We start from the raw sequence: 12,300 nt of genomic DNA on the forward strand, positions 1-12,300 counted from the left end.
CCATGAGCCGACTCGGCCACACCCGCGACAAAATCTACAAAACCGTGGCCCGCCAGCTGCATGGCGTGGTGCCGTGCTGGGTCTGCGGGGAGCATGTACTGCCCACCGCTGCGACGCTGGAGCACATCCAGCCCCTCAGCGAAGGCGGCAACAGCCACCAAGAGAACCTGGCCATCAGCCACGATGTGTGCAACAACCAGCGCCATGCGATGGGGGTGGTGCCGGTCTCGGCCACGCAGCCAGGACGGGTTCAGCCCAGGGGCGGCTAAAACACCCCTCGGGCAACCGATTTGCGGCCCTGCTTGACCAACGCCATAGCGGCATCTGCGGCCTGGATGATCTGGTCCACGCTGCCGTTGCCCCCCAGCAGCAGCTGGATGCCGATGCTGGCGGTGCAGTGCAGGTTCAGCCCAGCCACCAGGTAATCGCGCTCCAGCATGTCCCAGATTTTGTCGGCCACGGTGTTGACGTGGTGGGCGGCAAACGCCTCGTCCACGCCCAGGTCTTCCAGCAGCACTACAAATTCGTCGCCTTGCAGCCGGGCCACCGTGTCGTTTTGCCGGATGGCCGCCATCAGCCGCACCGACACCTCGACCAACAACTGGTCGGCCAAGGCACGGCCATGCGCGGCGTTGATGGCTTTAAAGTTGTCTACATCCACATACAGCACCGCAAAGTACGAATGCTGCCGGCCACTGTTGAGCTGGGCGCGCCAGATCCGGTCGCGCAGCAGCCGCCAATTGGGCAGCCCGGTCAGCACATCGTTAAAGGCCATCGACTGGATGAATTCGGCCGACACTTGCGCGCGCGTGGTGTCGCGCAGCACGCGGGCCACACCGGTGCGCCGCCCCTCGGCATCCAGCAGGGCCACCAAGGCCATTGATACCGGCACCAGACTGCCGTTTTTATGCAGCCGCAGGGTGTTCAGGGTGTGGGCCTCCGGGCCCAGCTGGGCCAGCACAGCCTCTTCTTCGTGCAAGCGGTCCGCCGGGACCAGGGATTTCAGCGTGCGCCCGCACGCTTCTTGCGCGGTATAGCCCAACAAGGCCTCGGCACCGGGGCTCCAACGCTGCACCACGCCACCCAGGTCTTCAAAACTGATGGCATCGGTCGATGCCCGCAGTACGGCATCCAAACGCTGCTGCACACCAGCCAGACGTTGGCAGTGCCAGCGCCACACCATCCAACCCGCCAGCACGGCAAACAACAGCAAGGAAACCACGGTGGCGGATGGCGACAACATGCAAGCATCTTAGTGCCGATGCACCCAATTTGCCCACCGCCAGAGGCGACAGCATGTGCGGCATACGTCTTGCTTACAAGGTCCAACAGGCTGCTAGACCTGCACCCGACGCGCCATCCACTTCCCAAGGAACCCTGCCATGACATCCACCCGCCGCCACTTCCAAACCGGCCTTGCCGCCATTGCCCTGCTCGCCAGCCTGGGAGCCCACGCACAAACCGCGCTGGACGATGTACTGAAAGCCAAGAAGATCACCATTGCCATCCCCACCGACTTTCCGCCCTACGGCTTTGTGGGCACCGACCTGAAGCCCCAGGGCCTGGACATCGACATGGCCCACTACATCGCCGCCAAACTCGGCGTAGCGGTGGAACTGGCCCCGGTGACCAGCGCCAACCGCGTGGCCTACCTGCAATCCAAAAAGGCCGATCTGGTGATTTCGTCGCTGGGCAAAAACCCCGAGCGCGAAAAGGTGATCGACTTCACCGCCGCCTACTCGCCCTTCTTCCAGGCAGTGTTTGCCGCCAAGACCCTCAGCATCAAAAGCTTTGCCGATCTGGCGGGCAAGTCGGTGGGCGTCACGCGCGGTGCCATCGAAGACCAAGAGCTGACCAAACTGGCCCCGGCCGGTGCCGACATCAAACGCTTTGAAGACAACAACGTAACGGTGTCGTCCTTCGTCTCCGGCCAGGTGCAGGTGATTGCCACAGGCGCGTCGGTGGCCGGTAACCTGATGGGCAATAACCCGCAGCTAGGTGCCGAATACAAGCTGCTGCTGAAAGACTCGCCCAACTTCATCGGCGTGGCCAAGGGCGAAGACAAGCTGCGCGCCAAGGTCAACGAAATCATCATCGAGGCCAAAAAATCCGGCGACATCGACAAGATGGCCGTGCGCTGGTTGGGCCGCCCGGCTGGAACCCTCCCCGAATAAATCCAGCACAACAGGAGCCAAGCCATGCGCATCGCATTCGACTTCTATGCCGTGCTGGCGCAGTGGCCGCTACTGCTCAAAGGCATCGCCTGGACGCTGGGCCTGACCCTGGTCGCCACGCTGATTGGTGCGGCCCTGGGCATCGCCTGTGCCTGGGTGCGTAGCCAGAACACGCGGGCACCGCTGTGGCTGCAAGCGCTGGTGGGCGCGTATGTGGAGTTGATCCGCAACACGCCGTTCATCGTGCAGCTGTTCTTCATCTTCTTTGGCCTGCCGGCACTGGGCTTCAGGCTGTCGCCCGAGGTGGCCTCGGTGCTGGCGATGGTGGTCAACCTGGGGGCTTATGCCACCGAGATCATCCGCGCCGGGATCGATGCCACGCCCAAGGGGCAGATCGAAGCCGCCTCCAGCCTGGCGCTGTCGCAGCTGCAAATCTTCACCCGGGTGGTGCTGCCGCCTGCCTTGAAGAAGGTCTGGCCCGCGCTGGTGAGCCAAATCATCATCGTGATGCTGGGCTCAGCGGTGTGCGGGCAGATTTCCACCGAAGAGCTGAGCTATGCCGCCAACCTGATCCAGAGCCGCAATTTCCGCGCGTTCGAGGCCTTCATCATCGCCACCGGTATCTACCTGGTGCTGTCGATCTCGGTGCGTAAGCTGCTGAACTGGCTGGGCCCGCGTTTCATTTTTGGTAGGTAAACAGCCATGGTTGATTTCGCTCTGTGGGATATTTTTCGCAATTTATTGCTGGCGGCGCGCTGGACCATCGGCTTGTCGCTGGTGGCCTTCGTCGGCGGCGGCATCGTTGGCATGCTGCTGCTGGTGGCCCGGCTGAGCCAGGTGCGCGGGGCCGACACCTTTGTGGCCGCCTACGTGCAGGTGTTCCAGGGCACGCCGCTGCTGATGCAGTTGTTTCTGGCGTACTTTGGCATTGCGCTGTTCGGCATCAACACCAGCGCCTGGGTGGCGGCGGCTGCTGCGCTGACGCTGTACACCAGCGCATTTTTGACCGAGATCTGGCGCGGCTGCGTGGCCTCCATCCCCAAGGGGCAGTGGGAGGCCTCGGAAAGCCTGGCACTGAGCTTTGGCGAGCGGCTGCGCTACGTGGTGCTGCCCCAGGCCCTCAAGATCGCTATCGCCCCCACCGTGGGTTTCCTGGTGCAGGTGATCAAGGGCACGGCGCTGGCCTCGGTGATCGGCTTCATCGAGCTCACCAAGGCCGGCACCATGATCGCCAACGCCACCTTCAAGCCCTTCGTGGTCTACAGCTGCGTGGCGCTGGTGTACTTCGCCCTGTGTTTTCCGGTCAGTTTTTACGCCAAATTGTTAGAGAGAAAGATGCATGCAACCCGCCGCTAAAACCCATCCATCCGCGATTGTCGAAATCAAGGGTCTGCGCAAGTCCTTTGGCAGCAACGAGGTGCTCAAAGGCATCGACCTGGAGGTGCAGCCCGGCGAGGTCATCGCCATCATCGGCAAAAGCGGCTCGGGCAAGAGCACGCTGCTGCGCTGCATCAACGGGCTGGAAGCCTTCCAGAGCGGCAGCCTCACGGTAGACAGCAAGCCGCTGCTGCACGACAACGCCCTGGCCATGCGGGCGCTGCGCCAGCGCGTAGGCATGATTTTTCAGGGCTTCAACCTGTTCCCGCACCTGACGGTGGGCCAAAACGTGATGCTGGCACCGCGCCTGGTCAAGCAGCAGGCCAGCACGGCGGGCACGGCCCAGGCGAAGCAGCTGCTGGCCCGCGTGGGGCTGGCAGAGAAGTTTGATGCCTGGCCCGACCAGCTCTCCGGCGGCCAGCAGCAGCGGGTGGCGATTGCCCGCGCCCTGGCCATGGAACCGGCCGTGCTGCTGTGCGATGAAATCACCTCGGCACTCGACCCGGAACTGGTCGGCGAAGTGCTGCGCGTGGTGGAGGGCCTGGCGGTGGAGGGCATGACCCTGCTGATGGTGACCCACGAGATGGGATTTGCCCGCAAGGTCAGCAACCGGGTGATCTTCATGCACCAGGGCCGGGTGCATGAGATGGGGCCACCGGGCGCGCTATTTGGCAACCCGCAAACCCCGGAGCTGAAGCAATTCCTGTCGTCGCTGACGGACTAAGAAACCGCTACATTATTAATAGCTACTAGCGCTTAAAATATAAGCGCCAGAGCCTGTTTTGACACCAAAAATTTATTTAAGCGTATTCGCGCCGGGCCTCTAACTTGGCCTCGTCTTCCTTCTGGATTTGCAACATCGCCGCTTCCAGCTTGCGGTAGGTGGACACAAACAAATCCTGGCAGCTCACCCGGTGGCCGGTGGAACTGCGGTCGGCATCGGTGGCAATCATGGCCGCAATGATGGTGGCCGTAGGTTGGATGAGTTCGGTTTTCATGGCGAATCCTTTCAGAGTTGTGTATGGCCGGCTAACCCTGCCATTCCAATCCTGTTCGGGCCATATGGCAACCGGGTACACACCCGTTCCTGACTGCTTTACCAACCCCGTACCACTTGTGCCAGCACCCGAGGCAGAGTTGTCAACTGCTTAAATACTAGGCAGTGCAAGGTTTACCCTTATGAATCAAGGGTTTACCCTCTCTATTCTGCCCAATTACAGAGTTATCCCCAAAGTTATCCAAGATGAACGGGGGTAACTTCACACCCCCAGGCTCCAGTGCTTCGCACTTTTCTCCAGCCCCCTTGCAGGGGGCAACAGCAGCAGCCTGGCAAAGCCAGATCTGCGGTGTTTCTGGAAGGTACACGCCCGTTACCGCATACCTGCGTAGCTATAGCCGCTGACGCAGCGCTTCGTACAGACACACACCACTGGCCACCGACACGTTCAGGCTCTCTACCGCGCCGTGCATCGGGATGCCGACCAGCTCGTCGCAGGTCTTGCGGGTCAGTTGGCGCATGCCGTCGCCTTCGTTGCCCAGCACCAGCGCCACCGGGACTTTCAGGTCCACCTGGTAGAGGGTTTTGGGGGCGTTGTCGCTGGTGCCAATGCACCAGATGCTGCGTTCTTTCAGCTCACCCAGGGTCCGCGCCAGATTGGTCACCATGAAGTACGGCACGGTTTCCGCCGCGCCGCTGGCCACCTTGGCCACCGTGGCGTTGATGCCCGCAGCGTGGTCTTTGGGGGCGATGACTGCGTGGGCACCGGCACCGTCGGCCACGCGCAGGCAGGCACCCAGGTTGTGCGGATCGGTCACGCCGTCCAGCACCAGCAGCAGTGCGGGCTCGGACAGGCTGTCGAGCAAATCATCGAGCGAATGCACCTGCGGAATGTGCTCTACCCGCGCCGCCACACCCTGGTGGCCGTGGCTGCCGCAGAGCTTGGCCAGGCGCATGCTGTCGCCCTCGATCAGGCGGGCACCGGCCTCATTGGCTTTTTCCAGGAACTGGCGCATGCGCGCGTCGCGCCGGGTGGGCTCGTAGTAAATTTCGATGATGGATTTCGGCGCGGTTTTCAGGCGCACGCCCACGGCATGGAAGCCGAAGAGAACTTTAGGGGAAGACATAGGGAGATTATCGACGCTGGCGCACACCCTGCGCCCAACTATTCTTTTGATAGCTACTAGCGCAGGTGGAATATGCGCTAGAGGCTTATTTCTTATAAATTCAGGCGTGGGCGATCTGCCCTGCTTCGATGGTGATACGGCGTTCACACTGGGCGGCGATGGCGCGGTCGTGGGTGACCAGCACCAGGGTTGTGCCCTGTTCGCGATTGAGTTCGAACATCAGCTCCATCACCTTTTCACCGGTGGCAAAGTCCAGGCTGCCGGTGGGCTCATCGGCCAGCAGCACAGCGGGCTGGACCACGAAGGCCCGCGCCAGGGCCACACGCTGCTGCTCGCCGCCGCTGAGCAGCTTGGGGTAGTGCCCCAAGCGCTGCCCCAGGCCCACGCGCTCCAGCATCTCTGTGGCGGCTTGACGGGCATCTTTGCGGGCGGCCAGCTCCAGCGGCAGCATCACGTTTTCCAACGCGGTCAAATTGCCCATCAGCTGGAAGCTCTGGAACACAAAACCCATTTTTTGCGCCCGCACGGCAGCACGCTGGTCTTCCGACAAGGCAAAAATATCCTGCCCGGCCACGCGCACCGTGCCCTGGGTGGGGGTATCCAGCCCGGCAATGATGGACAACAGCGTGCTCTTGCCCGAGCCCGATGCGCCGACGATGGCCACAGTCTCCCTGGGCGCGAGTGAGAAATCGATATCGCGCAAAATGCGGAGGGTACCGGTAGAGTCCGTCACGGATTTGGAGATGTGTTCTACCGCAATGACGGCACCGGTGGACAGAGTTGGCATGAAAGGCTTTGAGTTTTGAAACGTAGATACTTTATCGCGGCAGCGACCCTGGCTCTGGCCGTAGGGGCATCGGCAGCCCAAACTCCCTCCATTTTGGTTATTGGCGACAGCCTGAGTGCCGAATACGGCATAGCCCGTGGCACCGGCTGGGTGGCCTTGCTGGAAAAGCGCCTGGCCGATGAAAAAATCACCGCCACCGTGCACAACGCCAGCATCAGCGGCGACACCACCCCCGGCGGACGCGCACGGCTACCCGCCCTGCTGAACAGCGTAAAACCTAGCGTAGTGGTGATTGAACTGGGCGGCAACGATGCCTTGCGCGGCTTGCCCTTGCAGGGCACCGAAGACAATTTGCGCAGCATGGCCAAGGCCGCCCAAAAAGCCGGGGCCAAAGTGCTGCTGGTGGGCATGCAGGTTCCGCCGAATTACGGGCGCGACTACGCCGATCGTTTCAGTGGTTTGTTTGCCAAAGTCGCCAAGGGGGAGAAGGCCGGGCTGGTGCCGTTCTTGCTGAAAGGCGTGGCCGATGTGCCGGATGCGGTGGCACTGTTCCAGCCGGACCGGATCCACCCCAAAGCGGAGGCGCATCCTACGTTGCTGAACAACGTGTGGCCGGAGCTGAAAAAGCTGTTGAAGTAATCAGGATTCCGTGGGGGTCTCGGGCGGCTGGCCGTCCAAAGGGGTGCTGCCGTCCTCGGGCGCAGGCTCATCGTGCTTGCGTTCACTTTTAGATTTGAGCTTGTCTTCTTTTTTCTTCTTTTTAGCCAGCTCTTTTTGGCGCTTTTCGTATCCGTAATTAGGTGTTGCCAAGGTCTTCTTCTTTCAATTAGTAATGGGGCACTTTAACAGCTTGCAAGCGTGCCAGAACTTACGCAAGCCCCGCTGTTTGCCCAGAGGGCTTCACAGGGGGCGCGGCATAAGCTCTATAGGTATCGAAGCGCCTGCGCCAAGTCAGCTTGCAAATCTGCCACCGCCTCCAATCCCACAGAAAACCGCACCACCGTGCCCTGCGCAACGCCCGACGGCCACTGTTTGCGCATGCTGGCCAGGTCGTAGGGGACGACCAAGCTCATGGGGCCACCCCAGCTATAGCCCAGCTTGAAAAGCTTCAAGGCATCGCAAAACGCATCGACTTGCTGGGTGGTGTATTGGCTATCCAACACCACACTGAACAAGCCCGCCGCCGCATCGCTGCGGCACAGCGCCTGCCAGTGTGCATGGCCCGGTGCACCGGGTAGCGCCGGGTGCAACACCTGGGCAAATTGGGGTTGTTGGGTACACCAGCGGGCCAGGGTGCGGGTGGCCGCATCGTGTGCCTGGTAGCGCAATGCCATGCTGGGCAGGGAACGCAGCACCAGTTCGGCATCGTTGGCCCCCACGCCCAGCCCCAAGTGCATATGGGTGCGCTGGATCTTGCGGTGCAAGGCGGGGTCCCGGGTGATGACGCTGCCCATCAGCACGTCGCCGCCACCACTGGGATATTTGGTCAGGGCGTGTACCGAAACATCAACACCCAGCACCGGGCTGGTGCCGGGCAGCAGATCAAACGGATGGAAGGCCAACCCCGCACCCCAGGTGTTGTCGAGCGCGCAGGCCACGCCCCGGTCTTGGCAGATGCGCAGCAGCGCAGGCAGATCGGGAAACTCCAGCGTGACGGAACCGGCGGCCTCCACCCAAACCAGCCGGGTGCTGCTGGTTATGTTGGCGGCCAGATCGGCGGGGTCCATCGCGTCGTAAACCTGGGTGTGGATGCCCCAGTGCGCCAACTGTCCATCGGCGAAGGCCTGGTTAGGGCCATAGACGTTGTCCGGCAGCAGCATGCTGTCACCGGTCTGGAGCAGCGCCATCGCCACAACGGCAATCGCCGCCAATCCACTCGGTACCAGTACGCAGTGCAGCCCACCTTCGAGCGTACACAGACGCTCTTCCAACTGGTAGGTGGTGGGGGTGCCATGCAGGCCGTAGGTGAAAGCCGATTTATCTCGCCACTCGCGCTCACGCATAGCGGCGACAGTAGAAAATATGACGGTGGACGCTTTGAACACCCCCGGCTGCGGGGCCGCAAAGTCAGTCGGCGGAAGATAGGGGTGGTGGATCAGCTGGGTCGTAAGACTGGACACAAAAACCCCCATCAGGTGCAGATTACAGCTTCCACTTTTCCATCAATTGCGCCGGCCGCATGGAATCGTAGCCTTCAAAAGGCTGGTGAATCCAAGGGTTGGTGGGCAAAAATTCCACCGAGTAGTCGGGGGTGAACACCGACACCTCCTTGGTCCAGACCACGGCGCTGCGCAGCTCGGTAATCGGCGCGTAGTTGCTTTTGAGTTGCTCAATCACCGAACGCAAGGTGTGGCCGGTATCGGCCAAGTCATCGACCAGCAGCACTTTGCCCGCAATTTCGCCCTTGGGTGTGGTGATGAAGCGGGCAATGTCCAACGCGCCTTGCTGCTTGCCAGAATCGGCGCGGTAGGAGCTAGTAGACATGATGGCCAGCGGCTTGTCGAAGATGCGCGACAGCACATCGCCGGGGCGCAAACCACCACGGGCCAGGCACAAAATGGTATCGAACTGCCAACCCGAATGGTGGATCTTGAGCGCCAGCTTTTCGATGAGGTTGTGGTACTCGTCATAACTTACGTACAGGTGCTTACCGTCTTCTGTCAACATGGGAAATACTCCTGAAACTATAGCTACTCGCATAGGCGCTGATTGCGGTGAGTGCCTATTTTCATCTTAATTTTTTTAACGACTTAGCCAGGTAAATGCCAGAACGCACGTCTTCGCAAAACACCGCAGAACGGGCACTGCCCGGCTGCTGGTGTTGCCCCCTGCAAGGGGGCGGGCGAAAGATGCGTAGCACTATAGCCTGGGGGGGAGTGTTAAGCCTTGTAGGGGTGCGTCAACAGGATGGTATGGTCCCGGTCAGGGCTGGTGGACACCATCGCGATGGGCACGCCGGTCACCTGCTCGATGCGGCTGAGGTAGCGCTTGGCGTTGACCGGCAGCTTCTCATAGTCGGTCACACCCACGGTGGAGTCGGTCCAGCCGTCGATGGCCTCATACACGGGCACGCAGCGGGCAATGTCGTCTGCGCCCATGGGCAGAATGTCGATCAACTCACCATCCAGCATGTAGCCGGTGCAGAGTTGCAGCACGTCAATACCGTCCAGCACGTCCAGCTTGGTGATGCACAGGCCGCTCAGACCGTTGACCTGGGCGCTGCGTTTGAGCAAGGCCGCATCGAACCAGCCACAACGGCGGCTGCGCCCGGTGGTAACACCTTTTTCTGCCCCGATGGTGCTCATGTGGTAGCCAGGGGTGCCGGGCTTTTCCCATTCGAGTTCGGTGGGGAACGGACCGCCGCCAACGCGGGTGCAATAGGCCTTGGTGATGCCCAGAATGTAGTGCAGCATGCCCGGGCCCACGCCAGAACCTGCAGCCGCGTTACCGGCCACGCAGTTGCTGGAGGTGACATACGGGTAGGTGCCGTGGTCTACGTCGAGCAAGGTGCCCTGGGCGCCTTCAAACAGCAGGTTGGCACCCGCAGCATGGGCAGCATTGAGCTCGCGAGAAACGTCGGCCATCATGGGCTTGAGCAGCTCGGCATGGCGCATGGATTCGGCGTACACCGTATCGAAGTCAATGGCCGGGGCGTGCAGAAATTGGGTCAGCACAAAGTTGTGCAGCTCCAGCAGTTCGCGCAGCTTGGTGGCGAAGCGCTCGGGGTATTTCAGATCCTGTACACGCAGGGCGCGGCGGGCGATTTTGTCTTCGTAGGCCGGGCCAATGCCACGGCCAGTAGTGCCGATTTTTTCGGTACCGCCCTTTTCGCGCAAGCTTTCACGGGCGATGTCGATGGCCGCATGGAACGGCAAAATCAGCGGGCAGGCTTCGCTGATGCGCAGGCGCGAACGCACTTCGACACCGGCTTTTTCTAGGCCTTCAATTTCTTCAAACAGCTTGGCCGCAGACAACACCACGCCATTGCCGATGTAACACTTCACGCCCGCACGCATGATGCCGCTGGGGATCAGATGCAGCGCCGTCTTCACGCCGTTGATTACCAACGTATGACCAGCGTTGTGGCCGCCTTGAAAGCGCACCACGCCCTGGGCGCTTTCGGTGAGCCAATCGACCAGCTTGCCTTTGCCTTCGTCGCCCCACTGGGTGCCAACGACGACCACGTTACGGCCAGGAATCAGATTGTTTTGGGTGTTCATCTCAGGGATTTTCTTAAATAACTTGAACTATCCACTGTCCAGCAATGGGCTGGAGCAAGCGGTCGCAATGGAATTCATCAACTTCACTTTCGTGGCCTGGCAGTACGCAGACCACGGTTTCGCCTCGGGCGCGCAGCGCAGCAATGGCGCTGCGCAAATCTGCCGCATGTCCCCAGGGCGCACGAATCGCTGCGCGCAGCGGGCGAGGACCAACCGCCCCCACCACCTGCTTCAGGTCCAGACTAAAGCCCACCGCCGGGCGGTTGCGGCCAAACACGGCCCCCACTTCGTCATAACGGCCACCGCGCACCAGAGCATCACTGGCACCTTGCGCATAAATGGCAAAACGGGCACCGCTGTAGTAGGCGTAGCCGCGCAAATCGGCCAGATCAAAGGTCACTGGCGTGCCGTCTAGCTGCGCTGACAGCCATTGCAGGTCGCGCAGAGCATCCTGGATCGCAGGCAATACAGGCAGAACGCGCTCGGCGGTCTGCAAGATGCTGGCATCACCATAAAGCTGGACCAAGGCCAACACACCGTCGCGCGAAGCTTTGGGAAAATCTTGGCACAGGATGGCGAGTTCGGTCACATCCTTGTTGGCCAAGGCTGCGTGCACGCGGGCCAGATGCTCTGGGGGCAGCACTACATCGGCCAACAGCGCCCGCACGATACGGGCATCACCCATATCCACCGCCAAACCGTGCACCTTGGCGGCCCGCAGGCAGTCCAGTGACAGTTGCAGGATTTCAAGGTCCGCCTCCAGCCCGGCATGGCCGTAGATTTCGGCCCCGAGTTGCAGTGGTTCGCGGCTGGCGTGCGGACGTTCAGGGCGGGTATGCGCCACGGGACCGCAGTAGCACAGGCGGGTCACGCCCTGGCGGTTCAACAAATGGGCATCAATACGGGCAACCTGGGGCGTGGTGTCAGCCCGCAAACCCATCATGCGACCCGAGAGCTGGTCTACCAATTTGAAAGTTTGCAAATCCAACGCTTCGCCGGTGCCGGTCAGCAAGGATTCCAGGTGCTCCAACAGGGGCGGCATGACCAATTCATAGCCATAGCCACGGGCGGCATCGAGCAGGGCGCGACGCAGTTCTTCGATGTGCCGAGCCTCGGAAGGCAGAACATCGGCAATGTGATCCGGGAGGACCCAAGCAGACATGGAGTTTTGAGAGGCTGTTAAAAAAGAGATTTTACCGGGCTGAAACACCGGGTTTCAAAACCGCGACAGGTTTTGACCAACATCCTCCAGAAATACCTTGAAACCGGCCAGACCGGAGCCGTGGTATTTCCCCTGCAAAGGGTTTAGGACTTACGCAGCGCCTTCTGGCCGCATAGAGGGTCTTGCGTAAGTCCTGAGGCTAAGAACGACACGACCAGCCTGTATGCCGGTCATGGGTTACTTGCTAACCGGCCATTCATTCACTGACGAGCCAGAGCAGTAGCAGGCCGACAATGATGCTGCACAGACCGAAAAATCGCAGTTGGCCGTCTTGCAAGGCCAACATTTGCTGGAACATCCGCCGCCAACCGCCGGGGGATAAAAACGGCAGTAGCCCTTCTATCACCAGCACAAGGGCCAGCGCAGCCCAGAGGCTATTGCCCGCGTCGGCCAAGA

The 12,300-nt window shown here is 61.1% G+C and carries 16 protein-coding genes; 6 read left to right on the forward strand and 10 right to left on the reverse strand.

Going from position 1 to position 12,300, the window contains the following annotated elements; genetic code table 11:
- Window positions 1-2: 2 nt before the first annotated feature.
- A complete protein-coding gene (locus AC0969_RS05905) occupies window positions 3-269 on the forward strand; it encodes an HNH endonuclease (protein ID WP_479623210.1) in 267 nt (88 codons plus the stop codon).
- Here AC0969_RS05905 and AC0969_RS05910 read toward each other — a convergent pair.
- Window positions 266-1,243, reverse strand: a complete 978-nt coding sequence (locus AC0969_RS05910; protein ID WP_479623211.1) for a diguanylate cyclase domain-containing protein — start codon at window positions 1,241-1,243, stop codon at window positions 266-268. The genes AC0969_RS05905 and AC0969_RS05910 overlap by 4 nt on opposite strands.
- 139 nt (window positions 1,244-1,382) lie before the next feature.
- On the opposite strand from AC0969_RS05910, the gene AC0969_RS05915 reads away from it, so the two are divergent.
- The 4 genes from AC0969_RS05915 to AC0969_RS05930 are packed head-to-tail and all read left to right on the forward strand — an operon-like array spanning window position 1,383 to window position 4,275.
- Entirely contained in the window at window positions 1,383-2,174 is a 792-nt protein-coding gene (locus tag AC0969_RS05915) for a transporter substrate-binding domain-containing protein (RefSeq protein WP_479623212.1), read from the forward strand.
- A 24-nt stretch (window positions 2,175-2,198) separates the two neighbouring features.
- Window positions 2,199-2,870, forward strand: coding sequence for an amino acid ABC transporter permease (locus tag AC0969_RS05920; RefSeq protein WP_479623213.1), 672 nt, complete (start codon window positions 2,199-2,201; stop codon window positions 2,868-2,870).
- 6 nt (window positions 2,871-2,876) lie between these two features.
- Window positions 2,877-3,530: an amino acid ABC transporter permease gene (locus AC0969_RS05925; protein WP_479623214.1), complete on the forward strand. Its 654-nt coding sequence runs from the start codon at window positions 2,877-2,879 to the stop codon at window positions 3,528-3,530.
- Window positions 3,514-4,275: an amino acid ABC transporter ATP-binding protein gene (locus AC0969_RS05930; protein ID WP_479623215.1), complete on the forward strand. Its 762-nt coding sequence runs from the start codon at window positions 3,514-3,516 to the stop codon at window positions 4,273-4,275. Before AC0969_RS05925 ends, AC0969_RS05930 begins: the two co-directional genes overlap by 17 nt.
- 76 nt (window positions 4,276-4,351) lie before the next feature.
- On the opposite strand, the gene AC0969_RS05935 is transcribed toward AC0969_RS05930, so the two are convergent.
- The 3 genes from AC0969_RS05935 to AC0969_RS05945 form a co-directional block, all read right to left on the reverse strand.
- Complete coding sequence (locus AC0969_RS05935; RefSeq protein WP_479623216.1) at window positions 4,352-4,549, reverse strand: hypothetical protein; 198 nt, start codon at window positions 4,547-4,549, stop codon at window positions 4,352-4,354.
- A gap of 391 nt (window positions 4,550-4,940) precedes the next feature.
- Window positions 4,941-5,675, reverse strand: a complete 735-nt coding sequence (gene rlmB, locus AC0969_RS05940; protein ID WP_479623217.1) for a 23S rRNA (guanosine(2251)-2'-O)-methyltransferase RlmB — start codon at window positions 5,673-5,675, stop codon at window positions 4,941-4,943.
- A gap of 100 nt (window positions 5,676-5,775) precedes the next feature.
- Entirely contained in the window at window positions 5,776-6,462 is a 687-nt protein-coding gene (locus tag AC0969_RS05945) for an ABC transporter ATP-binding protein (RefSeq protein ID WP_479623218.1), read from the reverse strand.
- Between the two features lie 15 nt (window positions 6,463-6,477).
- Here AC0969_RS05945 and AC0969_RS05950 point away from each other — a divergent pair, with 15 nt between their 5' ends.
- On the forward strand, window positions 6,478-7,101 hold the full coding sequence (locus AC0969_RS05950; RefSeq protein ID WP_479623219.1) for an arylesterase: 624 nt from the start codon (window positions 6,478-6,480) through the stop codon (window positions 7,099-7,101).
- Here the strand turns inward: AC0969_RS05950 and AC0969_RS05955 are convergent, their stop codons facing one another.
- From AC0969_RS05955 to AC0969_RS05980, 6 genes are all read right to left on the reverse strand, one after another.
- Complete coding sequence (locus AC0969_RS05955; RefSeq protein ID WP_479623220.1) at window positions 7,102-7,272, reverse strand: hypothetical protein; 171 nt, start codon at window positions 7,270-7,272, stop codon at window positions 7,102-7,104.
- 113 nt (window positions 7,273-7,385) lie between these two features.
- The gene (locus AC0969_RS05960) at window positions 7,386-8,594 is read right to left on the reverse strand and encodes a PLP-dependent transferase (RefSeq protein ID WP_479623221.1); all 1,209 of its coding nucleotides are present in this window, start codon (window positions 8,592-8,594) and stop codon (window positions 7,386-7,388) included.
- Between the two features lie 10 nt (window positions 8,595-8,604).
- Complete coding sequence (locus AC0969_RS05965) at window positions 8,605-9,129, reverse strand: phosphoribosyltransferase (RefSeq protein WP_479623222.1); 525 nt, start codon at window positions 9,127-9,129, stop codon at window positions 8,605-8,607.
- Between the two features lie 212 nt (window positions 9,130-9,341).
- Window positions 9,342-10,682, reverse strand: coding sequence for an adenylosuccinate synthase (locus AC0969_RS05970; protein ID WP_479623223.1), 1,341 nt, complete (start codon window positions 10,680-10,682; stop codon window positions 9,342-9,344).
- A 13-nt stretch (window positions 10,683-10,695) separates the two neighbouring features.
- Entirely contained in the window at window positions 10,696-11,844 is a 1,149-nt protein-coding gene (locus AC0969_RS05975; protein ID WP_479623224.1) for an ATP phosphoribosyltransferase regulatory subunit, read from the reverse strand.
- Window positions 11,845-12,100: 256 nt separating this feature from the next.
- Entirely contained in the window at window positions 12,101-12,298 is a 198-nt protein-coding gene (locus tag AC0969_RS05980) for a DUF2065 domain-containing protein (RefSeq protein ID WP_479623225.1), read from the reverse strand.
- Window positions 12,299-12,300: the final 2 nt, after the last annotated feature.

This window comes from Rhodoferax sp. LB1P47, from assembly GCF_056521445.1.